Source organism: Leisingera sp. ANG-Vp (assembly GCF_000813725.1).
Classification (GTDB): Bacteria; Pseudomonadota; Alphaproteobacteria; order Rhodobacterales; family Rhodobacteraceae; genus Leisingera.
In genome coordinates, this window is record NZ_JWLD01000027.1 from 1 (window position 1) to 22,676 (window position 22,676).

Below are 22,676 nucleotides of genomic sequence, written 5' to 3' on the forward strand. Positions count from 1 at the left end.
CGCGCCCGCCGGGGGGGGGGCGGACGCGTGCCCGCCGCTAGCGCGACGGGCGGGAAATCTGAGGAAACACGGCACTTCAATGCCCCAAAACTTGGCTGAGGAAGGTTTTGGTGCGTTCGTTCTGCGGGTTGTCGAAGAACTGTTCCGGCGTGCCCTGCTCGACAATTTCGCCATCGGCCATGAAGATCACCCGGTCGGCGACCTGGCGGGCAAAGCCCATCTCATGGGTGACGCAGACCATAGTCATGCCCTCTTCGGCCAGCGACACCATCACGTCGAGCACTTCGGAAATCATCTCAGGATCCAGGGCCGAGGTGGGTTCGTCGAACAGCATGATCTCGGGCTTCATGCAGAGCGCCCGGGCAATGGCGACGCGCTGCTGCTGGCCGCCGGACAGCTGGCCGGGGAATTTGTCGGCCTGCTCGGGGATCTTGACCTTGTGCAGGTATTCCATCGCCACCGCTTCGGCCTCTTCGCGCTTCTGCTTGCGGACCAGGATCGGCGCGAGGGTGCAGTTCTCCAGGATGGTCATATGCGGGAACAGGTTGAAGTGCTGGAACACCATGCCGGTCTCGCGGCGGATCTCGTCGATGTGGTCGAGGTTGTCGTCCAGTTCGGTGCCCAGCACGTTGATCGAGCCCGCGTGGTAATCCTCCAGCTTGTTGATGCAGCGGATCAGGGTGGATTTGCCGGAGCCGGAGGGGCCGCAGACGACGATCTTTTCGCCCTTGCGGATATCAAGGTTGATGTTTTTCAGCGCGTGAAAGCTGCCGTAGTATTTGTCCATATCGGCGATGCGCACGGCGGTGCCGGTGTCAATAGCAGTAGCGGGCATGGGTTCCTCCCTCAGCGGCTGGCAACGGCCAGGCGGCGTTCCAGATAGGCGCCGTAGCGGGACAGCGCGAAGACGAAGACAAAGAAGATAAGCGCCACGAAGCTGTAGACTTCGATATGGGCAAAGCTCCATTCGGCGGTGCCAAAGGCGGCATTGCCCGAGGCCATCACATCGAAGAAGCCGATGATCACAACCAGCGAGGTCTCTTTGAAGGTGATCACAAACTGGTTGATGGTCGGCGGCAGCGCGTTGCGGAAGGCCTGCGGCAGCACGATGTAGCTGATGCGGTGCCAGTAGGACATGCCTAGCGCCTTGGCGGCCTCTTCCTGGCCAGCGGGCAGCGCCTGCATGCCGCCGCGGATGATCTCGGCCTGGTAGCAGGCAAAGAACAGCGCGTAGCCGACGATTACCCGGTAGAGCTTGTCGCCGATCAGCCAGCCCGGCAGCACGAAGGGCAGCACGATGGCAAAGGTGAACATGATCGACAGCAAGGGCAGCGAGCGGATGGTGTCGATCACCAGCCCCATGGTGCGGGCGATCCACGGGAGCTCGGACCGGCGCAACAGGGCAAAGACGATCGACAGCGGCATGCCGATGATGGCGACGGCGGCAAAGACAAAGATGGTCAGTGACAGACCGCCCCAGCTTTGCGGCGGGATTTCCTTGAGCCCGAAATAGCCACCCGCCATCAGCACATAGAAGATGGCAAAGCCGGTGAGCCACAGCACCGGCAGGCGTATGGCATTCCAGAACCAGGGCACGCAGGAGAGCGCGGTGACCAGCACGATGGCGGCGCAGGCGATGGCAGAGCGCCACTGTTCCTCGAACGGGTAGAGGCCGAACAGGATCAGCCGCCAGCGCGCGTCGATCACCGACCAGCAGGCGCCGGCATCATGGCCGCAGTGCTCCTTGTCGGCGGCACTGAACACGGCGTCCAGAACGGCCCAGTTCAGCAGGCTCCAAAGGATCCACAGGGTGATGGCGCCAAAGAGGACCGACATGGCGGTATCCAGGCGGGTGGCGAAGTAGCGGGTGCGGATGTGATCCAGCAGGGTGGGGCGGTGGTAGGTCTTGGCCATGGCGTGTGCTCCTTCAGATCCGCAGCTGCGTGCCTTTGAGCTTGATCGCGTCGTTCACGCGATTGAGCACCCAGGCCATGGAGTAGTTGATCAGCAGGTAGCCCCCCATCAGGATCCCGATCAGCTCCAGCGTCTGGCCGGACTGGTTGATCGAGGTGGAGACCACCATGAAGAAGTCCGCAAAGCCGATGGCGATGCCGATGGTGGTGGCTTTGAACAGCCAGACGTACTGGTTGATCATTGTCGGCAGCACCACGCGGATCGCCAGCGGCAGGCGGATGCGGCTGAAGATTTGCCAGCGGGTCAGGCCAAGGGCGTGGCCCGCCTCGCTCTGGCCGCCGGGGATGGCGTTGAAACCGGCGCGGATGATCTCTGCAATATAGGCGGCGCCGTAGATCGAAATGGCGATGATGCAGGCCAGGAGCTCCGGCGAGATGCGGATGCCGTCTCGGTAATTCAGCCCCTTGAGGTAGGGCATGTTGACCAGCGGGGTGTCCGGCAAGCGGCCGAGCCATATCGACAGGATGCCAAGGATAATGGCACCCAGCCACAGGCTGCGGCGCAGCGTTTTCTTACGTGCCTTGCCCATCCGCGAGAAGCGGCGCGCAGCACCGAGCCAGAGCGACAGGCCGAACGCGGCAAGCAGGAACAGGAAGGCGAGAAAGACGGAGCCGCCGGAGACATTCAGCCCGGGCACAAAGATGCCGCGGCCGGTGAGGGCAATGGAGTCCCAGACAAAAGGCGCCTGTTTCGGCTTTGGCAGCCCGATCAGCAGCGCGTACCAGAAGAACAGCTGCAAGAGCAGCGGCACGTTGCGGAAAATCTCGACAAATGCAGTGCCCAACAGCTCGGCCATGCCGTTGCCGGAAGTGCGCATGACGCCTGCGGTGACGCCCAGGACGGTTGCAACGGTCAGCCCGATGGCGCCGACAAACATTGAATTCAGCACTCCGACCAGAATGGCCCGCCAATAGGGAGAGGATGTGGAATAGTCGATCAGGGAGAAATTGATCTCCCAGCCGGTGGCGCGCTCAAGGAAGCCAAAGCCGGACGTCAGCCCCTGTGCCTCCAGGTTGGTTTGCGCGGTCAGTACAAAGACCACGATCATGATGAACAGGCCGCCGGTGAAGCCGGCCTGCAGGCCTGCGTCGCGCACGGATTTGCTTCTGAGCAAAGCTGTCATAGTGTCTCCCCCCTTTGTTTGACGGGCAGAGCCGGATGGCTCTGCCCGGGTTCAAACCGGATCAGTCGATGATCATCGGGTAGAAGACGCCGCCCTCGGTATAGAGCGCGTTGATGCCGCGGGGCAGGTTGTAGGGCGAGCCGGAGCCGATGTTGCGCTCGTAGATCTCGCCGAAATTGCCGACTTCCTTGATCATGTTGTAGGCCCAGTCGTCCTTGAGGCCGAGGCGCTCGCCGTAGCCCGGGGTCACGCCCAGGAACTTGCCCACGGTGGTCGACGGCGGGTTGGCCTTGAACTCATCCACGTTGGCGGAGGTGATGCCTTGCGCCTCGGCGTACCAGAGCGAGTTCAGCATCCAGTTCTGCACATCCAGCCAGTCCGGGTCGCCTTCGGGCACGATGATGCCTTCGGCTTCCAGCTCCAGCACGTCGGGCAGGATCACATGGGCGGAGGGGTCTTCGGCCTCAACCCGGGCGGCGGCCAGGCTGGGCGCCCATTCGATCAGCCCGTCGCAGCGGCCGCCGAAGTAGGAGGTGCGGACCTCGTCGCCTTTCTCAAAGACGATGATTTCGGCGTCGATGCTGTTGCTTTCCAGGTATGAGGCCAGGACACGCTCGGTGGAGGTGCCGGCCGAAACGCAGATCGAGCCGCCGTCCAGATCCGCCACGCTTTCCGCTTCGGTTTCGGCATGGGCCATCACCTGGAAGGCGCCGATGAAATAGGGGCGGCTGTAGGCCAGGTTCAGTTCGGTGTCGCGGCTTTGGGTCCAGCCGGAGACCTTGATCACCACGTCGATGTCGCCTGACTGCAGCGCCGGCCAGCGCTGGGCCCAGCTGATCGGCACGATTTCCAGGTTGCCGTCGGACTGGCCGAACAGGCCCGCCGCCAGCGCCTTGCACAGGTCGATGTCGACGCCCTTCCAATTGCCCTGATCATCCACCTCGGCAAAGCCCAGGAATGAGCCGTTATGGCCCGAGCACAAGAGCGAGCCACGCTCCAGGACAGTGCTGAGGCGGGTGTCATCAGCGGCAAATGCGGTGCCTGCCGCCAGTGCGGCAGCGCCTGCTGCGGCGCTCAATACCAGTGGTTTCATGTTTTCCTCCCATTCTTGTCGACATTTTGTCTGCACGTTTTGTGTCGACAGTTTGGCGACACGTCAATAAATTTGTTTGGCCCGGCAAATGCTGTATGAGTAGGCAGAGGAGCCGCTTGCCGCCTTTGGAAGAGTAAAAATGACGGAAAATCAGCAGTCTGCACAAAAGCTTGCCAAGGGGCGCGGGGCCAAATTTGTCTATGACGAGCTGCGCCGGGAGATCCTGACGCTGGAGCTGGCCCCGGGGGAACCGCTGGATGAGACCAGCCTGTCGCAGCGATTCGCCATGTCGCGCTCGCCGATCCGCGAAGCTTTGGTGCGGCTGTCAGCCGACGGGCTGGTTGAAATGCTGTCGAACCGCTCGACCCTGGTGGCGCCGATCCGGCTGGGGGAGTTTCCCCGTTACGTCGAGGCGCTGGATTTCCTGCAGCGGATAAATACCAGGCTGGCGGCAGAGTTCCGCAGCGCGGCGGATCTGGAGCAGATGACCCGGGATGCAGAGGCCTTTGAGGAGGCCTGCCGCAAGAACAATTATCTGCGGATGTCTGCCACCAACCGGGATTTCCATATGACCATCGCGGCAGCGGGCCGGAACCCCTATCTGGCGCGGTCTTACGGGCAGCTGCTGGATGAGGGGCGGCGGCTGCTGCACATGCATTTCGACTATATCCAGTCGTCGGCGACGGATCATCTGCTGACCAGCGAGCATTTCGATATCATCGAGGCAATCCGCAATCAGGACGTGCCGCTGGCCGACAAGCTGGCGCATGAGCATACCCGGCAGTTCCATGACCGGTTCATGAACTTCCTGAGCGCGCGCTACCACTCAGATTTCGAGTTCTGAGCCCGGCGGCAGCCCCGCAAACATCTGACACGATTCCCTGCCACCTGCCGCTTGCGGGCAGAGCGGAGCCGTTGAGCGGTACAAACTGCTGGGCCTGAACGTCCTGTCCTAGACAGCTGATTTCTCCTGTTTGCAAGGTCTTACGGCATCGCTTGAGCGGTTGCGGGTCACTGCTAATTGTAGCAAATGGAACTGAAAATAACAAAAGTATTGCAAATGCAACAAATCTCGACCTAAAGTCTCACCCGATGCGGCCCGCAAGAACCCGCACCAGTCTGACGCGTCCTGAGCAAGGGAGGGAAACATGCTCAAATCACTCAAATTCGGAAAACTCCTGGGCCGGGCCGGCCTGGCAGGCGCCCTGGCCCTGTCCGTTGCCACCCTGGCCTCCGCTGCCGACATGCGCCTGAAATTCGCAGGCACCTTCCCGGTCGATCACCCCGGCACCAAGATGATGGAGCAGATCAAGGCGGATATCGAAGCTGCTGACGTGGGCCTCAAGGTCTCGCTGTTCCCGGCCAACCAGCTGGGGTCAGGCGAAGCGCTGATGGAAGACACCATCCGCGGCAACATCGACTTCACCGCCGCCTTTATCTACAGCCACAAGGATCCGCGGCTGGAGTTCCTGTCGATGCCGTTCCTCGTCAACAATTTCGACGAGATGGACAGCATCATGCGCAACATGGACAGCCCCTTTAACCAGATCCTGCAGGAGCGCCTGAACGAACTGGGCCTGCGCCTGCTGGCCAACAACCCCGAAGGATTCACCGGCATCGTTGCCAACAAGAAGCCGGAGAACTGGAACGTCATGGGTTCCAAGGACATGAACATCCGGGTCTGGTCTTCGCCTGTTGTGAAGAACATGGTCGAAGGCCTGGGCTTTCAGGCAACCACCATGGCCTGGGGCGACATCTTCCCGGCGCTGCAGTCGGGCATCGTGGACGGCGCGATCTGCTGCACCAAGTCGGCGACCTATTCGATCTTTGCGCAGTCGGATGTGGGCAAATACTACGTCCAGTACAACTCGGTGTCCGAGCTGACCTCCTATTACGCCTCCGAGAAGACCTGGGCCAAGCTGGACGACGCGCAGCGCGCGGCTGTGCAGGCAGCCTTCACCAAGGCGTCGGATGATTTCTTTGCCTACAACCGCGAGAACGACGCCAAGTTCGGCGAGCTGCTGCAGGAAAAGGGGTATGAGATCCTGGCCCTGAACGACGACGAGCAGGCTGCGATGGCCGCTTGGGTGCGTGAAAACATCTGGCCGACCATGGTGGACACCATCGGCCAGGACACGCTGGACCGTCTGACCGCGGAGTAATCCAAGGACTGGGGCCGGCGGCATCCTGTGCTGCCGGCCCCTTCTGCCACGGCGAAAGGGGAGGGCTGATGAGCGAGATTACCGAAAGACTGCCGCATGGCGCAGCTGCCCCGCTGCGGGCGGCGCTGCGGTTCATGCGCCTGTTCGTGGCCGCAGGCGGCCTGTTGATGGCGCTGACCTTTCTGGCTGTTGTGATCATCCGCTACGGCTTTGCCGGCAATCTCTTTGCTTATGAGGAATGGCTGCTGGCGATCAGCTTCTGGACCTTCTTCTTTGGCGCCGCGCTGGCGGGCGAAAAGAAATCCCACGTCAACGCCGATATCCTGGGCGTGGTGCTGGGGGACGGCAAGCTGGCCTGGGCGCGGGGCATCCTCGTCTACCTGATCGAAATCGGGGTCGGCGCCTATATCGTCTACTGGTGCTACCTGGCGGTGGAGAGCGAGATCATCGCCTACCCGCTGTGGGAGCGGACCACGGCGCTGAAGATCCCCGCTGTTCTCCCCCGTGCCGCGATCATGACCGGCTTTGCCTTCATGACCCTCTTCAACGCGATTTACTTCGTGCTGCATCTCATCGATGGGCCCGACGCCTATCACGCGCCCCGCCCCGAGGAGGACGACGCATGATCATCTTTGGCAGCATTGTCATCATCTGCGGCCTGCTGTTGCTGGGCGTCAGCGTCTATATCGCCTTTGGCGCGGTTCTGCTGTTTCTGGCCATGACCGGCGGCCATGACATCACTGGCTATCTGCCGGCGGGCTATTGGAAGATGAACACGCTGGTTCTGCTGGCAATCCCGCTGTTCATGATCTCCGGTGCGATCATGGAAAAGGGCAAGATCGCCGCACCGCTGGTGGCATTGGCAGAGCTGTTCATCGGCCATATCAAGGGCGGTCTGTCCGCCGCTGCGGTGGTTGCCTCGGGCATTTTCGGGTCGATCTCCGGCAGCGCAAACGCGACACTTACCTGCATCGGCGGCATCATGATGCCGCATCTGCGCAAGGCGAATTACCCGGATGGCCTGTCTGCGGCGCTGATCGTCAGCGCCAGCCCCTTGGGTCTGCTGATCCCGCCGAGCTCTTCGCATATCCTCTATGCCTGGGTGGCGCAGCAGTCGGTGCTGAAGGCGTTCCTGTCGACCGTTTTTCCGGGCATCATCCTGATCGTCCTGCTGATTGCCACCAACCAATTTGCCCTGCGCAAATACAAGGACATCAAAACCACTGAAAAGCCGGTGGATTTTGCCCCGCAGTTCAAGCTGCAGACCCGTCAGGCAATGCCCGCGCTGCTGATGCCGCTGATCATCCTGGGTGGCATCTATGGCGGGATCATGACACCAACCGAAGCCGCGGGCGTGGCGGTGGTCTACTCAATCCCGATTGCGATTTATGTCTACCGCGGCCTCACCTGGCGCGGTCTGATGGAGACGCTGACCGGCGCGGGCATCACCATCGGCGTGGTGATGACGATGATCTTCATGGTGCTGATCGTCTCGCGCTTCCTGATCTTCGAGGACATTCCGAACATCGCCCGCGATCTGGTGTTCTCGGTCTCGGAGAACCCGATTGTGATCCTCTTGATGGTCAACCTGGTGATGATCCTGATCGGGATGCTGATGGACGATATCTCGGGTCTGCTGCTGGCAACACCGCTGCTCCTGCCCATTGTGCGCGATGTCGGGGTCGATCCGATCCATTTCGCGGCGATCCTGGGTGTGAACCTCGGGATGGCGAATGTCACCCCTCCAACCGCACCGCTGCTTTATCTCGGCGCGCAGGTGACCGAGACGCCGGTGGGCAAGATGCTGGGTCCGACGCTTCTGTTCATCTTCTGTGCCTGGCTGCCGACACTGGCGCTGACCACCTTTGTTCCTCAGCTGTCGCTCTGGCTGCCGGATGTGCTGCTGAGCCGCTGAGGCCTCCCCGGGCGGCAAGATGATCCCCCGCGCCGCCCGGGCCTTGAACTTCCCCGTTGCAAAGATTGCAAATGTAAAATCTTGTGCAGCGGGGTGTATCGAATGGATCGGGCTGCACCCTTGGCAATTGCAGGGGAGCCTTGGATGCAACAGGAGACGTCGGCCGGCATGAATACCTACCTTCACGTGAGCGACAGGCTGAAGGAGCTGTTTCCGCAGCTCCCGCGCGCGCTGAAGGTGGCGGCGACCTATATGCTTGAGCATCCGGGCGATATCGCGACGCTGTCGATGCGGCAGGTGGCCGGCAATGCGGGCGTGTCGCTGCCGAATTTCTCGCGCCTGGCCAAGGCGCTGGGATTTGAGACCTACAGCGAGCTGCGCGAGGTTTACCGCAAGCAGGTCCAGCAGAACGATATCAACGAGTACCACCTGCGGGCCGAGAACCTGCAGAAATCCGGTGGAGACCAGGCGGCGCGGGAGGTCTGGGAGGACTTCCGCAACGCTACGATTGGCAACCTCACGGCGATCTTCGATTCCATCGATCCCGACTATTTTGCCAGCGTGGCCAAGGTGCTGAACGACGCTGAACAGGTTTATGTGGTGGGGATGCAGGCCTCGGCCAGCTTCTCGGCCTACGCGCACTACATCGGCGGCATGGCCAGCGGCAAGGTGCGGCTGGTGCGCGGCGAGGGCGGGGTGTTTGCCGACCCTGTCGCCGACATCGGCGAAGGCGATGTGATGATTGCCATCAGCCAGCAGCCCTGCGCGCGGGCCGCGATCGAGCTGGCGATGCTGGCGCGGGAGCGCGGTGCCAAGGTTATTGCGATCACCGACAGCCCGGCCTCCCCCATCGCAATGGAAGCGGACTATGTGCTGCTGGGACCGAACCGCAGCCCGCTGTTTTTTGAATCCTATGTCGGAACCACGGTGCTGATCGAAGCGCTGATCGGATTCTTCACCATTGGCCAGCCCAGCGGTGTGGTGGAGCGGATCGAGCGGATCGAGGCCGACCGGCTGCGCATGAACGAATACTGGAAAAACAAGAAAGCCTGAGCCATGACCGCCACCGAGACCCTGACCCTTCTGGCCTGCCAGATCAGCATCCCGCCGATGACCAGCGCGGCGGAGCGCGATGCGCATCTGGCGGCCTCGGCGGCCAAGGTGCGTGCGCAGCTGGAGGCGGCGGACGGCAAGGTGGATCTGGTGGTGCTGCCGGAACTGTCGAGCATCGACTATGCCCGTGACACCTTTGCCCGGCTGGATGAGATTGCCGAACCGCTGGACGGCGCCTCTTTCCAGGCCTGGAGGCAGGTGGCGCAGGTGCATGGCGTGCATGTCTCCTACGGGTTTGCCCGCGCGGGCGAGGGCGGCCCGTTCATCAGCATCGGCGTGGTGGGCCCGGACGGGGAACTGGCCGGTCATTATGACAAACTGCATCTGGCGCAATACGGCGCCTCGATGGAGAAAGAGTACTTCAACCGCGGCAGCCACTTGTTTGTGTTTGAGGTCAACGGCTTCCGCCTGGCACCGATCATCTGCTACGACATCCGCATCCCGGAGCTGGCGCGCACCTTGGTGGTGGACCACGGGGTCGATGCGATCCTGCATTGCGGCGCCTATTACCGGGATGAGAGCTTTCACACCTGGCATCCTTTTGCGATTGCGCGGGCGCTGGAAAACCAGGTGTTCTTTCTGTCGCTGAACCGGGCCGGGGAGACCTATGGCAACTCGCTGTTCTGCCTGCCGTGGCAGGACGAAAACACCCCGCCGGTGGCGTTTGCCGAGACTGCGGAGGAGTTCCGTCTGATCACCCTGGACCGGGAAACCCAGGCCAAGGCGCGGCGGGATTACACGTTCCTCAAGGACCGGCTGGACGATTACCGGATCAGCGTTCTGTCGGCCTAATTCCTGCTTCCCACGTAATACTTCCGAACTTCCCGGATCGCCTAGCGATCCGGTTCGCGCCCGGCCCCGCCCCCCAAGGGCGGGCGCGAAACACTGTCAGAGCAGGATGTGTTAAAGCGTATTGAGGAAGCGCACCCTCGCGCCAAGCCGTGAAGCGCCCACCCTCGGGACCGGGCGCGAACCTGCTGTTGCACGAGGCCTAGCGGTTAACTCCGGATGCGCGGCGTGCGGCCGGCCTTGTAGTACGCGCCGCTGTCTTCGCGGGTGGCCTCGTAGTCGGCAATCCGCTGCTGGGCTTCCTCGCCGCCAAGCGACACGAGATGGCCCAGCAGGCACTCCAGCACCGCCATCGCTCCGCCGTAGCAGCCGAAGTAGTGATGCGACTGGGTGGTGATGGGGAAGACAACATCCGGGTCGATTTGCGGCGCGACCACCTCGCTGTCGGAAATCACGATCAGCCTGGCCCCGCGGCTGCGGGCATAACGCAGCGACTGGATGGTCTCGGCGGAGTAAGGGGCAAAGGTAATGGCGATCAGGCAGTCCTGCTCGGTCGCGCCGATCAGCTCATCCACGGCTGACCCCATATGGCGGGGGATCAGCTGCAGGCCGGGCAGCGCCATGCGGCCAACGTAGTGGAAGTAGTAGGCCATGGCGTAGCTGGAGCGGGTGGCGGTCACGTAGCAGTTGCGCGCTTCGGTCATGCAGCGCAGCGCGGTCTCGATCCGGTCCTGCGACATCATCCGCAAGGAGCGTGAAACGATATTGATCTCGTTACGGGCCAGCCTCCCTTGCGTCTGGGCCAGGCTGTCGCCGTCGTCCAGCTGGGCAATCCAGTCGGCGCCCATCTGGTCTTCGCGTTCGGTCACCAGGGCATGGCGGAATGGGTCGCGGAACGGCTCGAAGCCGTCAAACCCCATCTTCTGCGCCAGCCGGACCAGTGAGTTGGGACTGACCCCGATTTTCTCGGCCGAGACGCGGATCGGGTCCATGCCAAAGTCGCCGGGATTGTCGATGATGTACTTGGCGATCACCTTGAGCCGCGGCGGCAGGCTGCCGATGGCGGCTTTGAGATCGGCGAGGAGACGGGCTTTGCGGTTTTTGTCCATGCCTAAATAAGAACGAATGTTCTTATATTGGCAAATTGAAAACACGTGTGGAGAGGGCAATCTGGCGCAAATCTGAGTTTTAGAGAAAGACAGGCCCATGTCCCTTCCTTCCCACGCCTCGGTCGTTGTCATTGGCGGCGGCATCATGGGGTGCTCGACGCTGTATCACCTGGCCCAGATGGGGGTGCGCGATGCGATCCTTCTGGAGCGCAACAAGCTGACCAGCGGCACCACCTGGCACTCGGCGGCGCAGGTGCGGGCGCTGCGCCATTCCCAGAACCTGACCCGGATGATCCAGTATTCGGTGGATCTCTACTCGCGGCTGGAGCAGGAGACCGGCCAGTCGGTGGGCTGGATCCAGAAGGGCAGCCTGTCGATTGCCACCAACCCGGACCGGATGACTCACATCAAGCGGCAGGAAGCGCTGGCCCAGGCTTACGGCGTGCGGGCGCAGTCCGTGAGTGCGGAGGAGGCCAAGGAGCGCTGGCCGCTGATGAATGCGGAAGACGTGATCGGCGCGGTTTGGTCTCCGGATGACGGGCGGGTGTCTCCGTCGGATGTCTGCGCGGCACTGGTCAAGGCGGCCAAGGGGCTGGGCGCGAAGATTTTTGAGAACACCGGTGTCACCGGCATCCTGACTGAGAACGGCAAGGTCGTGGGGGTCGAGACCACGCAAGGCACCGTGATGTGCGATGCGATTGCGCTGTGCACCGGTCTGTGGTCGCGCGAGGTGGGCGCTATGGCCGGGGCCGAAGTGCCCGCGCTGGCCTGCGAGCATTTCTATCTGCTGACCAAGCCGATTGACGGCATCACCGGCAACACGCCGACGCTCAGCGACCACGACAACCATCTCTATATCCGCGACGACAGCGGCGGGCTGCTGGTGGGCTGCTTTGAGCCGATGGGCAAGCCGATCAAGCCGGGCGTGCTGGACGAAAGCTTTGAATTCGGCCTGCTGCCCGAGGATTGGGAGCATTTCGAGCCGATGATGATGAACGCGCTGCACCGCTTGCCCGCGCTGGAGACGGCGGAAGTGAAGATGCTGCTGAATGGCCCGGAGAGTTTCACCCCGGACGGGATGTTCATGCTGGGTGAGACGGCGGAAACCAAGGGGCTGTTCCTGGGCTGCGGCATGAATTCGGTTGGTCTGGCTTCGGGCGGCGGTGCGGGCATGAATCTGGCGCATTGCATCGTGCACGGGCACACCGCCTATGACCTGGGCGAGGCCGATGCCAAGCGGTTTGCCCCAGTTTACAACAGTCTGGAGCATCTGATGGCGCGCGCGCCGGAGATCCTGGGCACCCATTACGAAATTGCGTATCCGGGGCGGCAGCTCTCAACGGCCCGGGGTTTGCGCGCCTTGCCGCTGGAAGCCGAGTACAAAGCGGCGGGCGCGCATTTCACCCAAGTCTATGGCTGGGAGCGGCCGCTGTATTTCGGCAAGACTGCCGAGCCGCGGATGACCTTCGGCAAGCCGGACTGGTTTGAAAATGTGAAGGCTGAGGTGATGGCGGCGCATCAGAAAGCCGCCGTTTTCGACGCCTCGCCCTTTGGCAAGATCGAGGTACAGGGGCCGGATGCGGAGGCCTTCCTGCAGCACACCTGCGCGTCGAATATGGCCAAGGCGCCGGGCAGCGCGATTTATACCGCGGTGCTGAATGGGCGCGGCACCTATGAAAGCGACATCACCGCGCACCGGATTGCCGGGGACCACTACCGGCTGTTTGTCGGCACCAATGCGATCAAGCGCGACTTTGCCTGGTTCAAACGGTACGCCGAAGGCTTTGACGTGACCCTGATCGACAGCACTGAGGACTATGCGGTGCTGGGCCTGATGGGGCCGGAGGCGGCGCGGATCATTTCGGACTGCGGCGCGCCGGAGCTGAATGAATTGGGCTACTTCAAGGTTGGTCCGGCGCATGTGGCGGGATGCCATGTGCGGGCTGTCCGGATGTCCTATGTGGGCGAGGCCGGCTGGGAGCTGACCATGAAGGCGGAGGATGCCTCTGCAGTCTATGCGGCGCTGACCGCTGCCGGGGCGGTGCCTGCGGGGATGTTTGCCCAGACCTCGATGCGGGTGGAGAAGGGCTTTGCCGCGATGGGGCATGAGCTGGACAGCGACACCAGCCCGGTTGAAGCGGGGCTGGACATGCTGGTCTCCAAGAAGAAGAGCTTCATCGGCTCCGAAGCGCTGGCCGGGCGGCGCAAGGACGCGAAGCGCGCAATGATGACGGTGATCATCGAGGATGAGAGTGCGGTGCCGCTGGGGCACGAGCCGGTTTATGCGGGCGGCAGGATTGTCGGGCACACCACCACGGCCTGCTTTGGCTACCGCGTCGGCAAGCCGATCGCACTGGCCTATGTCCGTATGGAGGACGCGGACGGGGCCGCGGCCGAGGTCGACATTGCGGGCACCCGATTTGCTGCGCTCCTGCAGTTTGCCTGCGCTTTCGATCCGAGCGGCAGCCGGATGAAAGGATAGCTTCCGTCAGGAACACCCCGGTGCCAGCGATGACGTTGGCGCCGGACTGCCGCGCGCCGGCAGATAGGCCTGTTTGCGGTCCTGAACGGGCGTGACGCCGTAGAACTTGCGGTAATGCAGCGTCAGGGTTGAGGAACTGGCATAGCCGACCGCATGGGCGATGTCCGAGACGGAATCCCAGGAGTAAAGCACCATCTGCCGGGCCGCCTTCAGACGCTGGCGCCTGTAGTATTCGCCGGGGCTGAGGCCGGTGGCGGTACGGAAGCTGCGCTCCAGCTGGCGCGGGGAGATGCCGGCCATGCGGGCCACGTCGCGGATGCAGACCGGCGTCTCGAAGTTTTCTGAGAAGATTGCCATGGCCTCCTTAACCGCGGGCGGCATCTGGTCGACGGTGCGGTCGCTTTGCAGCACCGGGATTTTCTGCCGCGCACTGCCGTTGCGGATGATGGGGTGCTGGAACATGCAGGCAACCTCGTTCATGGCGTCGGCACCAAGCGCTTTGCCGATCAGCTCAAGCGACAGGTCGAACATGGCAGTGGCGCCGGAGACTGTGTGGACATTGCCGTCGCGCACGATCAGCCGGTCGACGGCGGTGCAGTCTGGAAAGGCGGCCTCAAATGCGCTGCGGTAGCACCAATGCACGGCAGAGCGCCGCCCGGCCAGCACGCCGCTGCGGGCGAGCGGGAAGACTCCGCCGGACACCGCGCCCAGGGTCACACCGTGGCGGGCAAGGTAGCGCAGCCGGCCGGGGCTGGCGACCGGGTCTTCAAACTCGGCTTCCGGGCCGGACAGAAGGAACAGGCAGTCGAACCCCTCGGCCTCTGCCAGGCTGGTTTCCGCTGGAAAAAGGACCCCGGCAGAAGCCTTTGCGTCCGCGCCGGTTTCCGTCACGAGGGACCAGGAGAACACCTGGTGCCCGGCGATTTCATTGGCGGCACGCAAGGGCTCCATTGCCGAGGTCAGGCAGGCCATGGGAAAGCCTGGAAACAGCAGAAAGCCTATGCGGGTATGGGGGGCGGGGCCGAAGTCGTTTGAATGGATCGTCATGGTCTTACTCCAGCCCCAGCGCTTCTTTCTTGGTCTTTGCCCAGGTGGTGACCAGATGGTCGACCATCAGCCCCATGAAGGCGACGGCGAGGCCAAGGACCAGGCCTTTGCCCACATCGGTGGAGGAGAGTGCGCGCTGCATCTCTTGGCCCAGGTCCTGGGTGCCGATAAAGGCGGCGATGATCACCATGAAGAGCGAGAACATGACCGACTGGTTCACGCCGACCATGATGGTGGGCAGGGCCATCGGCAGACGGACCTTCCACAGGGTCTGTGACCGGGTGGCGCCGGACATATCGGCGGCCTCAATCAGGGTTTCCGGCACCTGGCGCAGGCCTTCGATGGTGTAGCGCACCAGCGGCACGGCAGCGAAGAGGACCACGGCGCCGATCACCGCCACGTCGTTCACGCCGAACAGCATGACCACCGGGATCAGATAGATGAAGCTGGGGAAGGTCTGCAGCGTGTCGCAGATCAGCAGGGCGAGGGCCGAGCGTTTTTCGTGGAAAGAGCCCCAGATGCCCAGCGGAAAGCCGATCACGGCAGCAATCGAGACGGCGACCACGACAGTATAGACCGTGATCATCGCGCGGTCCCACCAGCCGGACATGGCGATGAGGCCAAAGAAGGCGAGGCAGACAAGGGCGGAGCGCAGGCCGCCTATGGCCCATCCAACGGCCGCCAGCAGCGCCAGCACCGCAGCATAGGGCATCCACAGGAAGGCGTCGCGGATCGGGATCAGCACCCAGGTGATCAGGAACCAGCGCAGCCATTGGGTGATCGGGTCGATCAGCACGATGAACCAGTCCGCAACCGCGTCGATCGGCTTGGAGATGGTGAAGGCATCGCGGCGGCCGATCTGGTCCATCAGCGGGATGAACTGTGCCAGTACCAGGCAGGCCAGCGACAGGCCGGCGCCAAGCAGCAGGAACTTGTTGCGGACAGCGAAGGAGGTGCCTTTCTCAAAGTGCTCGGGCTGTTTGGTGGCCCAGGCCTTGGTGCAGCGGTCCAGCATGACCGCCAGCAGCACGATGGTGATGCCGATCTCGACCGAGCGGCCGATCTTGAGCGCCTGCAGGAGCTGCAGCAGCTTCTGGCCAAGGCCCGGCATGCCGATGAAGCTGGCCAGAACCACCATGGCGAGGCACTGCATGATCACCTGGTTCACGCCCACCAGAATCTCGGTCCGGGCGGTGGGAATGCGCACGTAGCGCAGCAGCTGCCAGCGGGTGGAGCCGCACATGTGGCCGCTTTCGATCACCTCATGCGGAACCTTGCGCAGGCCGAGGAGGGACATGCGGATCATCGGCGGCACTGAGAAGATGATGGTGACGATGGCGCCTGCCTTGGGACCGACGCCGATGAAGACAACCACCGGGATCATATAGGCGAAATGCGGCAGGCTTTGCGCGATGTTGAGGATCGGGTTCAGGATCCGCTCGAACGTCTTGGACCGCCAGGCACAGATGCCCATGACCAGGCCGAACAGGATCGAGAAGGGGGCGGCGACGACGATGACCGAGAGGGTCTCCATCGCCCATTTCCACTGCCCCATGACGGCGATCCAGACAAAGGTGCCGCCGGTGAGCAGCGACAGGCGCCAGCCTTGCAGCGCGTAGCCGATGACAAAGCCGATGCTGGCAATCACGGTCCAGGGGATCGGGCCGATGCGGGGCCAGCGGTTCTTGCCGTAGAGCAGGTTGGCGGTCACATCGAGCAGCCATTCGACACCATCGGCAAAGGCGCGGGTCAGGTAGAGAAGGCCCAGGTCATCGCGCAGAAAGGCAAAGATGGCATTGATCCAATCGGCAAAGGGCAGCACCAGCCATTCCGGCGGACGCACCAGCCCTGCGGGCAGAATGGAGTTGCCAATGGCCAGCAAGCAGGCTGCGGCAAAGATTGCCCAGCCGGTTTTGGCCCGTGTCCAACTGTGGGATTTTCCGGCAAGTGTCATGGTTTGGTCTGTCATGATGCCTCTCCCAGAAGCACGTCGAGCGCCTCCTGGCGGCTCATGGCTCCAATCAGGCTGCCGGCGCCATTGGCCACGGGCAGGAAGTCGCGGTTGTCATTGACCAGCAGACGGGCCAGTTCGGAGATGGTCTGCTTTTCGCCAATGGGGGTGCCTGTCAGGCTGTGGCCGTTCACTTCGCGCGCCAGCACGCCAGCATGGACAACGCGGGATTTCTCGATCTCCTCGGTGAACTTGGCGACATATTCGGTGGCCGGGTTCAGCACGATCTGATCCGGGGTGTCGCATTGCTCAACCACACCGTCCTTCATGATGGCGATCCGGTCGGCGAGGCGCAGGGCCTCGTCAAAGTCGTGGGTGATAAAGACAATCGTTTTGCCCAGCATCTCCTGCAGGCGCAGGAATTCGTCCTGCATTTCGCGGCGGATCAGGGGGTCGAGGGCGGAGAAGGGTTCGTCCAGGAACCAGATGTCGGGCTCGATTGCCAGGCTGCGGGCAATACCCACACGCTGCTGCTGGCCGCCGGAGAGTTCGCGTGGGAAGTAATCTTCGCGGCCGGAGAGGCCCACCAGTTCGATCACTTCCAGCGCACGCGCGCGGCGCTCAAAGCGGTCCTGGCCGCGCATTTCCAGCGGAAAGGCGACGTTGTCCAGAACGGTGCGGTGCGGCAGCAGGCCGAAGCTTTGGAACACCATGCCCATCTTGTTGCGGCGCAGATCAATCAGCTCTTTCTCGGACATGTCGCCGATGTTCTGGCCTTCGACACGGACCTCGCCGCCAGTGATGTCGATGAGGCGGGACAAGCAGCGCACAAAAGTCGATTTGCCGGAGCCGGAGAGCCCCATGATCACCAGCATTTCCCCCTTGGCAATTTCCAGGGAAACGTCGCGCACCGCGGCGATGTAGCCGGCCTGGCGGATTTCATCAAAGCCCGGGTTGCCGGTCAGCGACTTCAGATACTGTTCCGGATTGGCGCCAAACAGCTTCCAGACGTTTTTGCAGGAAATGACGGGGGTGGCGGCGGTCATGGGTCTACTTTCGCTAGTAAAAAATCCGGGGCAGCAGGCCGCCCCGGTGAGTTGGAGAGGAGTGCGTGGTTCAGGAGCCGGTCCAGGGCTTCCAGAGATCCTCATTGGCCTCCAGCCATTCGGCGGCGGCGTCCTCAGGCTCCATCTCGTCAATGTCGACCAGCTTGGCCATCTCGGCGATCTGCGGGTTGGTGAAGCTGATTTCGGTCAGCGTCTGATAGGCGGCTGGCCATTTCTCTTTCATGCCGTCCCAAGCGGCCTTTTTCAGGTAGCCGTTGGCCGGGTTGCCGCAGTCATAGGTGGCGTCGGGGTTCGGACCGACCGAGGGATCCTTGTCGCAGCCTTCGACCCAGGTCGGGAACTCGACAAACTCGCCCGGCCAGACAGCTTCGGCAAAGTTCGGGGTCCAGTTGAAGATCACGACGGGCCGTTTGGTTTTTTCTGCCGCGGCCACTTCTGCCCACAGTGCCGAGGCTGAGCCAGCGTTCACCACGGTGAAGTTCATGCTCAGCGCCTCGACGCGCTCGGCGTCATGCTTGAGCCAGTCCACCGGTCCGCCCAGGAACCGGCCTTTGTCGCCGGTTTCCGGCGTGGCAAAGATGGCTGCGCAGTCGTTCAGCGCTTCCCAGCTCGGCAGGCCGGGGCAGGCTTCCTTGGTCCAGGCCGGATACCACCAGTCTTCGCGGGTGACGGCATTGTGGTCGCCCGCGTCATGCAGGCCGCCTTTGGCCAGCGCTTCGTTGAAGGATTTGCCAAAGGCGCCTTCCCAGACTTCAAGTTCCAGCGTCACATCGCCCAGACGCACGGATTCATAAACCGCCTGGCTGTCGGTCGAGACGTATTCAACATTGTTGCCCATCGACTCGAAAATCTGTCCGACAACGTGGCTCATCACGATCTGGCTGGACCAGTTGTGAACCGGGATTATGATGGGGTCTGAGGAGTCTTCCGCCATTGCCATCGGGGCTGCCATGGTGATGGCCGCTGCACTGGCCAAAAGATATTGCCGGTATTTCATGTGTGTCTCCCTGTTGTCGCAGCCCGGGTCCGGATGGCCTGAGCTTTTCGCGTGTTGAAAGCCTGTGCTTTCAGGAGGGTAGGCTAGGAAGCAGATGTGAACAGGTCAGCCCGGCCGGATGAACAGGCTGGTCAGTGATGTTAAAATTTGTTAACCGGTAGGAAAATTCCGCGAAGGGGCACTGCGTTCATGGCGCATATTCTGATCATCGAGGACGAGCCGGTCACCCGGGCCACCCTCGCCAGTTATCTGGATGCGCAGGGGTATGATGTCTCGCAGGCCGAGACCGCGGAGGAGGCGGAGAAAATCCTGGAAGAGCAGGAGGTTGACCTGCTTTTGGTTGACATCAACCTGCCCGGAAAGGACGGCTTGCAGATCACCCGCGAGCAGCGCGGAAAATCGGAAATTGGTATTATCCTTGTGACTGGAAGGGATGATGAGATCGACCGGATCGTCGGGCTGGAGCTGGGTGCGGATGATTACGTCTGCAAGCCGTTCAACCGGCGTGAACTGCTGGCGCGCCTGAAGAATCTCTTGCGGCGGACACAGGACATCCGGCGGCTGTCGCGCCGGATCTACAAGTTCGGAAAGTTTCAGTTCGATGTGGCCGCGCGGCATCTTCAGACGGCGGAAGGCGATAGTATTTCACTGACCCGCGCCGAGTTCGAAGTGCTTGACATGCTGGTGAGCAGGGCAGGGGAGGTGGCCACTCGAGATGCGCTGATGAGCCGGGTGACCCACCGGCAGTACGGTGCCAATCCCCGCACTGTCGATGTGCTGATCCGGCGTTTGCGCGGCAAGCTCGAGGAAGATCCGGCAAACCCGCGGGTGATCACCACCGTACACGGGGAAGGCTATGTCTTCACGGCGCCTTTGAACTGACGGCTTTGCAATCCCGCATGACAGCAGCAAGCGCTCTAAGGATTTGCGGTGCCAGCCGTTGGAGCGCGCTCAGCTTTTCCGCGGCAGCTGACCGGCCGCCGTCTCCGGCTTGGGTTTCAAGGCTTGCCAGCAGCGCCGCCAGATCTTTCTGGCCAAAAGTAGCCGCCGCACCCTTGGCCCTGTGCGCCTCCTTGGCAAGGGCTGCGAAATCCAGCGCCTCCAGCGCCGTTTCCATACGCGCAATGCTTTGCGGCAGTTCCCTTTCGAACATCAGCGCGATGTTCAAGGCCTGCGGTTCTCCGAGGTCTCTGATGTTCTCCTGCATTTGCTGCAGAAGGCCGGCATGGCGGTCAGGCGGTTCTGCTCCTGCCTGCCGTGCCGACAGGTAGATTGCACCTTCCCGGCCCTGTGTGACGCTGTCGAGTGCCTTGGCAAGGCGCTCGGGCGAGACCGGCTTGGCGACGAATCCGGTCATCCCGGCCTGCAGGTGGGTTTCGATCTGCTCTTCCTGCACATGCGCGGAGATGCCGATGACCGGCAGCCTGGCGAGCTCCGGGTCGGACAGGGCACGCAGGCGGCGGGTGGCCTCAGTGCCGCTGATACCAGGCAGGTTTATATCCATCAGGACAAGATCAAAACCAGAGCCCGGCAACAGCTCCAGTGCCTCTTCGGCACTGGCGACACATTGGCAGGAATGGCCCATGCGCTCCAGATATCCCTGGGCGACCATTTGGTTGATCTCATTGTCCTCCACAACCAGGACTGACAACGGGTTCTCGGCCACTTGCACCGGGGCCGGGACATCTTCCGGAACCAGATCAGCGGGATCGCCCTCTTCAAGTTCCAAGGCAAGGGTAAACACCGAACCAACGCCCTGTGTGCTTTCCAGAGAGAGCCGGGCGCCGATGGTTTCTGCAAAATGCTTGCTGATCGCAAGCCCCAGCCCGGTGCCGCCAAACCTGCGGGCTGTATCGCTGTCCTCCTGCTCAAAAGCCTCGAAAATACGGGATTTGGCCTCTTCTGAGATGCCCATGCCGGTGTCGCTGACTTCAAAGGCAACCTGGTGACGGCCATTGCCTTCACCATTGGCACGGACCCGCAGGATGACCTCGCCTTCCTCGGTGAACTTCAGCGAATTGGAGAGAAGATTGAATAGGATCTGACGAAGCTTGGCGGCGTCGCCCCGGACCACGTCGGGCAAGTCTGAGGGTGCATCGAGCCAGAGATGAACGCCCTTTGCATCAGCACCAGGGCGCAGCAGCACAACAATATCCCGGACCAGCCTGTTCAGCGAAAAGGCGGTTTCCTCAGGCTGCAGCGCGCCGCTTTCGATCTTCGAGTAATCCAGAATGTCGTTGAGGATCTTCAGCAGGTTCTGGCCGGAGACCAGCGCCGCCCGCAACCGTTCCATCTGCCGGGGCGGCAAGCCATCATCAGAGAGGCTGCGCAGCATGCCCAGCACGCCATTCATTGGCGTGCGGATCTCGTGGCTCATCATCGCCAGGAACTCGGATTTGGCCTGATCGGCTGCCTCGGCCTTTTGCCGGGCCTCGTCATGGGCTTCGACCTCTTCACGCAGCCGTTCAGTCTGGTCGTCGACCAGGGCCTGCAGGTTGTTGCGGTGCTCGCGAAGCTCCTGCTCGTTGCGGTCGCGAACCCTTTCCAGCTCAAGTTTTTCGATGGCTTGCTTGCGGAACACTTCAACCGCTTCTTCCATGCGGGCGATCTCGTCCTGACCTCTGGGGCGCAGGGGGCGGTTGAGCTGGCCGCGCATCAGGGCGGCCATGGTGCCGGACAGCTGGTTCAGGCGCCGGGTGATGCTGCCGCGCACGTAGAACCAAAGGACCGCCAGCGACAAGGCAAACCCAGCCAGGGCTGCGAAACCATTGCGCAGCTGCGCCCGCTGCACATCGAGCGCTGCGTCATTGCCGGAGCGGATCGCCCGTGCCTGTGCCTGGTCTGCGACGGCTGCGGCCTCATCGCCGAGGCGCAGCGCTGTGTTCTGCAAGTCCTGCTGCAGAGCGGTTATGCGGGTTTCAGTGGACAGGATCCGGTCGCGCAGCACAAACAGCCCGGTCTCCGTGTCGGAAATGGTCCGCAGCTGAGCGGCAGAGGCTTCAGCCTGCTGGCGGCGGCCGGGGTCGCGGATTGCTTTGATCCGGCGGGAGACGATCAGCAGGCGGCTGGTCAGCGACGCTTCGATCTCACCAAGCTCAATCTCACTGCCGGCGTCTTCGATCCGGTTGATCAGCAGGCCGATCTCAGCAGTTTGCGAGCGCAGTTCGAACATCAGGCCAAGCTGGAACAGATCCACTTCGATAAGCTTGTCCAGCGTGTCGGTGCGGGCCTGCTCTTCAACCGGGGATGAACCGGGGCCGTAGAGGCTGGAGATCACCGCAGTCGTGCCCATCTCGGCATTGGCAACCAAAGTGTCGGCCATGCTGAGCAGGTTGCTGGCAGCCGAGAGGTTGCGTCCTGTCAGCTCCTTGAATTCGCTGTGCAGGGCGATTCGCGTTTCGACCAGCTCGTTCAGCAGGGACAGCGTCCGGGAAGCTTCGGTCACGGTATCCCGCAGCCGCGCAGAGCCGCCCCCGGTCTGTTCCAGCGCTTCCAGCCGCAGCGTCAGTGCACCAACCTGATCTGCCAGGAACTGAGCCCGGTTCTGCCGGTCGGACTGGGTCGTCACAGCTGCCAGTTCCGGCGCAATCGCGATGATGCGGGTGCTTTCCTCGGCCATGCCGCGGACTTCGGCTATGGCGGGGATTGTCTGGCTGATCACCTCGGCCTGGCGCCGGGCCAGCACACGCAATTCGACCAGTCCAAGGATGCCCGCAAGAGTGGGCAGCCCCGCAATGACGATGAATGCGAGGCTCAGTTTTCCGCCAAGGCCGAGCTTTCCTAACATACCCGAACTTTCGCGCGCATCGGCACGCTGTGCAATTTTGAATTTCCCTTTTCTCTTCCTCTGCCTA

At 62.4% G+C, this 22,676-nt stretch carries 18 protein-coding genes; 8 read left to right on the top strand and 10 right to left on the bottom strand.

Going from position 1 to position 22,676, the window contains the following annotated elements; translation table 11 throughout:
• Window positions 1-76: 76 nt before the first annotated feature.
• From RA20_RS10170 to RA20_RS10185, 4 genes are all read right to left on the bottom strand, one after another.
• Window positions 77-835 carry an amino acid ABC transporter ATP-binding protein gene (locus RA20_RS10170; protein WP_039127759.1) on the bottom strand — a complete coding sequence of 253 codons (759 nt, stop codon included), beginning with the start codon at window positions 833-835 and terminating at the stop codon, window positions 77-79.
• Window positions 836-846: 11 nt separating this feature from the next.
• Complete coding sequence (locus RA20_RS10175; protein WP_039127762.1) at window positions 847-1,914, bottom strand: amino acid ABC transporter permease; 1,068 nt, start codon at window positions 1,912-1,914, stop codon at window positions 847-849.
• 13 nt (window positions 1,915-1,927) lie between these two features.
• On the bottom strand, window positions 1,928-3,097 hold the full coding sequence (locus RA20_RS10180) for an amino acid ABC transporter permease (protein WP_039127765.1): 1,170 nt from the start codon (window positions 3,095-3,097) through the stop codon (window positions 1,928-1,930).
• A 61-nt stretch (window positions 3,098-3,158) separates the two neighbouring features.
• Window positions 3,159-4,190 carry a transporter substrate-binding domain-containing protein gene (locus RA20_RS10185; protein ID WP_039127768.1) on the bottom strand — a complete coding sequence of 344 codons (1,032 nt, stop codon included), beginning with the start codon at window positions 4,188-4,190 and terminating at the stop codon, window positions 3,159-3,161.
• 139 nt (window positions 4,191-4,329) lie between these two features.
• Between RA20_RS10185 and RA20_RS10190 the strand changes: the two genes are divergently transcribed.
• The 6 genes from RA20_RS10190 (at window position 4,330) to RA20_RS10215 (ending at window position 10,172) form a co-directional block, all read left to right on the top strand.
• Window positions 4,330-5,034 carry a GntR family transcriptional regulator gene (locus tag RA20_RS10190; protein WP_039127770.1) on the top strand — a complete coding sequence of 235 codons (705 nt, stop codon included), beginning with the start codon at window positions 4,330-4,332 and terminating at the stop codon, window positions 5,032-5,034.
• A 304-nt stretch (window positions 5,035-5,338) separates the two neighbouring features.
• Complete coding sequence (dctP, locus tag RA20_RS10195) at window positions 5,339-6,352, top strand: TRAP transporter substrate-binding protein DctP (RefSeq protein ID WP_039127772.1); 1,014 nt, start codon at window positions 5,339-5,341, stop codon at window positions 6,350-6,352.
• A gap of 68 nt (window positions 6,353-6,420) precedes the next feature.
• Window positions 6,421-6,978, top strand: a complete 558-nt coding sequence (locus RA20_RS10200) for a TRAP transporter small permease (RefSeq protein ID WP_241482235.1) — start codon at window positions 6,421-6,423, stop codon at window positions 6,976-6,978.
• Window positions 6,975-8,267, top strand: coding sequence for a TRAP transporter large permease (locus RA20_RS10205; protein WP_039127774.1), 1,293 nt, complete (start codon window positions 6,975-6,977; stop codon window positions 8,265-8,267). The genes RA20_RS10200 and RA20_RS10205 overlap by 4 nt, the downstream gene beginning before the upstream one ends.
• A gap of 168 nt (window positions 8,268-8,435) precedes the next feature.
• Window positions 8,436-9,320 (top strand): MurR/RpiR family transcriptional regulator, encoded by an 885-nt coding sequence (locus RA20_RS10210; protein ID WP_039127777.1) that lies wholly within the window; start codon window positions 8,436-8,438, stop codon window positions 9,318-9,320.
• 3 nt (window positions 9,321-9,323) lie between these two features.
• Window positions 9,324-10,172, top strand: coding sequence for a carbon-nitrogen hydrolase family protein (locus tag RA20_RS10215; protein WP_039127779.1), 849 nt, complete (start codon window positions 9,324-9,326; stop codon window positions 10,170-10,172).
• A gap of 206 nt (window positions 10,173-10,378) precedes the next feature.
• On the opposite strand, the gene RA20_RS10220 is transcribed toward RA20_RS10215, so the two are convergent.
• A complete protein-coding gene (locus tag RA20_RS10220; RefSeq protein ID WP_039127782.1) occupies window positions 10,379-11,278 on the bottom strand; it encodes a MurR/RpiR family transcriptional regulator in 900 nt (299 codons plus the stop codon).
• Between the two features lie 97 nt (window positions 11,279-11,375).
• Between RA20_RS10220 and RA20_RS10225 the strand changes: the two genes are divergently transcribed.
• The gene (locus RA20_RS10225) at window positions 11,376-13,760 is read left to right on the top strand and encodes a GcvT family protein (RefSeq protein WP_039127785.1); all 2,385 of its coding nucleotides are present in this window, start codon (window positions 11,376-11,378) and stop codon (window positions 13,758-13,760) included.
• Window positions 13,761-13,766: 6 nt separating this feature from the next.
• Here the strand turns inward: RA20_RS10225 and RA20_RS10230 are convergent, their stop codons facing one another.
• The 4 genes from RA20_RS10230 to RA20_RS10245 form a co-directional block, all read right to left on the bottom strand.
• Entirely contained in the window at window positions 13,767-14,807 is a 1,041-nt protein-coding gene (locus RA20_RS10230; RefSeq protein WP_052248928.1) for a GlxA family transcriptional regulator, read from the bottom strand.
• Between the two features lie 4 nt (window positions 14,808-14,811).
• Window positions 14,812-16,776, bottom strand: coding sequence for an ABC transporter permease (locus RA20_RS10235; protein ID WP_039127788.1), 1,965 nt, complete (start codon window positions 16,774-16,776; stop codon window positions 14,812-14,814).
• The gene (locus RA20_RS10240) at window positions 16,773-17,804 is read right to left on the bottom strand and encodes a quaternary amine ABC transporter ATP-binding protein (RefSeq protein WP_039127791.1); all 1,032 of its coding nucleotides are present in this window, start codon (window positions 17,802-17,804) and stop codon (window positions 16,773-16,775) included. The genes RA20_RS10235 and RA20_RS10240 overlap by 4 nt, the downstream gene beginning before the upstream one ends.
• A gap of 70 nt (window positions 17,805-17,874) precedes the next feature.
• A complete protein-coding gene (locus RA20_RS10245; protein WP_039127794.1) occupies window positions 17,875-18,822 on the bottom strand; it encodes an ABC transporter substrate-binding protein in 948 nt (315 codons plus the stop codon).
• Window positions 18,823-19,011: 189 nt separating this feature from the next.
• On the opposite strand from RA20_RS10245, the gene RA20_RS10250 reads away from it, so the two are divergent.
• The gene (locus RA20_RS10250) at window positions 19,012-19,704 is read left to right on the top strand and encodes a response regulator (protein WP_039127798.1); all 693 of its coding nucleotides are present in this window, start codon (window positions 19,012-19,014) and stop codon (window positions 19,702-19,704) included.
• Here RA20_RS10250 and torS read toward each other — a convergent pair.
• Window positions 19,685-22,609 (bottom strand): TMAO reductase system sensor histidine kinase/response regulator TorS, encoded by a 2,925-nt coding sequence (gene torS / locus RA20_RS10255; RefSeq protein WP_039127801.1) that lies wholly within the window; start codon window positions 22,607-22,609, stop codon window positions 19,685-19,687. The two genes, RA20_RS10250 and torS, sit on opposite strands and share 20 nt — an antisense overlap.
• Between the last annotated feature and the right edge of the window lie 67 nt (window positions 22,610-22,676).

Coding starts and splice junctions, on each gene's coding strand:
- RA20_RS10170 (WP_039127759.1), bottom strand. CDS start 835: ATGCCCGCTACTGCTATTGACACCGGCACCGCCGTGCGCATCGCCGAT.
- RA20_RS10175 (WP_039127762.1), bottom strand. CDS start 1,914: ATGGCCAAGACCTACCACCGCCCCACCCTGCTGGATCACATCCGCACC.
- RA20_RS10180 (WP_039127765.1), bottom strand. CDS start 3,097: ATGACAGCTTTGCTCAGAAGCAAATCCGTGCGCGACGCAGGCCTGCAG.
- RA20_RS10185 (WP_039127768.1), bottom strand. CDS start 4,190: ATGAAACCACTGGTATTGAGCGCCGCAGCAGGCGCTGCCGCACTGGCG.
- RA20_RS10190 (WP_039127770.1), top strand. CDS start 4,330: ATGACGGAAAATCAGCAGTCTGCACAAAAGCTTGCCAAGGGGCGCGGG.
- dctP (WP_039127772.1), top strand. CDS start 5,339: ATGCTCAAATCACTCAAATTCGGAAAACTCCTGGGCCGGGCCGGCCTG.
- RA20_RS10200 (WP_241482235.1), top strand. CDS start 6,421: ATGAGCGAGATTACCGAAAGACTGCCGCATGGCGCAGCTGCCCCGCTG.
- RA20_RS10205 (WP_039127774.1), top strand. CDS start 6,975: ATGATCATCTTTGGCAGCATTGTCATCATCTGCGGCCTGCTGTTGCTG.
- RA20_RS10210 (WP_039127777.1), top strand. CDS start 8,436: ATGAATACCTACCTTCACGTGAGCGACAGGCTGAAGGAGCTGTTTCCG.
- RA20_RS10215 (WP_039127779.1), top strand. CDS start 9,324: ATGACCGCCACCGAGACCCTGACCCTTCTGGCCTGCCAGATCAGCATC.
- RA20_RS10220 (WP_039127782.1), bottom strand. CDS start 11,278: ATGGACAAAAACCGCAAAGCCCGTCTCCTCGCCGATCTCAAAGCCGCC.
- RA20_RS10225 (WP_039127785.1), top strand. CDS start 11,376: ATGTCCCTTCCTTCCCACGCCTCGGTCGTTGTCATTGGCGGCGGCATC.
- RA20_RS10230 (WP_052248928.1), bottom strand. CDS start 14,807: ATGACGATCCATTCAAACGACTTCGGCCCCGCCCCCCATACCCGCATA.
- RA20_RS10235 (WP_039127788.1), bottom strand. CDS start 16,776: ATGACAGACCAAACCATGACACTTGCCGGAAAATCCCACAGTTGGACA.
- RA20_RS10240 (WP_039127791.1), bottom strand. CDS start 17,804: ATGACCGCCGCCACCCCCGTCATTTCCTGCAAAAACGTCTGGAAGCTG.
- RA20_RS10245 (WP_039127794.1), bottom strand. CDS start 18,822: ATGAAATACCGGCAATATCTTTTGGCCAGTGCAGCGGCCATCACCATG.
- RA20_RS10250 (WP_039127798.1), top strand. CDS start 19,012: ATGGCGCATATTCTGATCATCGAGGACGAGCCGGTCACCCGGGCCACC.
- torS (WP_039127801.1), bottom strand. CDS start 22,609: ATGTTAGGAAAGCTCGGCCTTGGCGGAAAACTGAGCCTCGCATTCATC.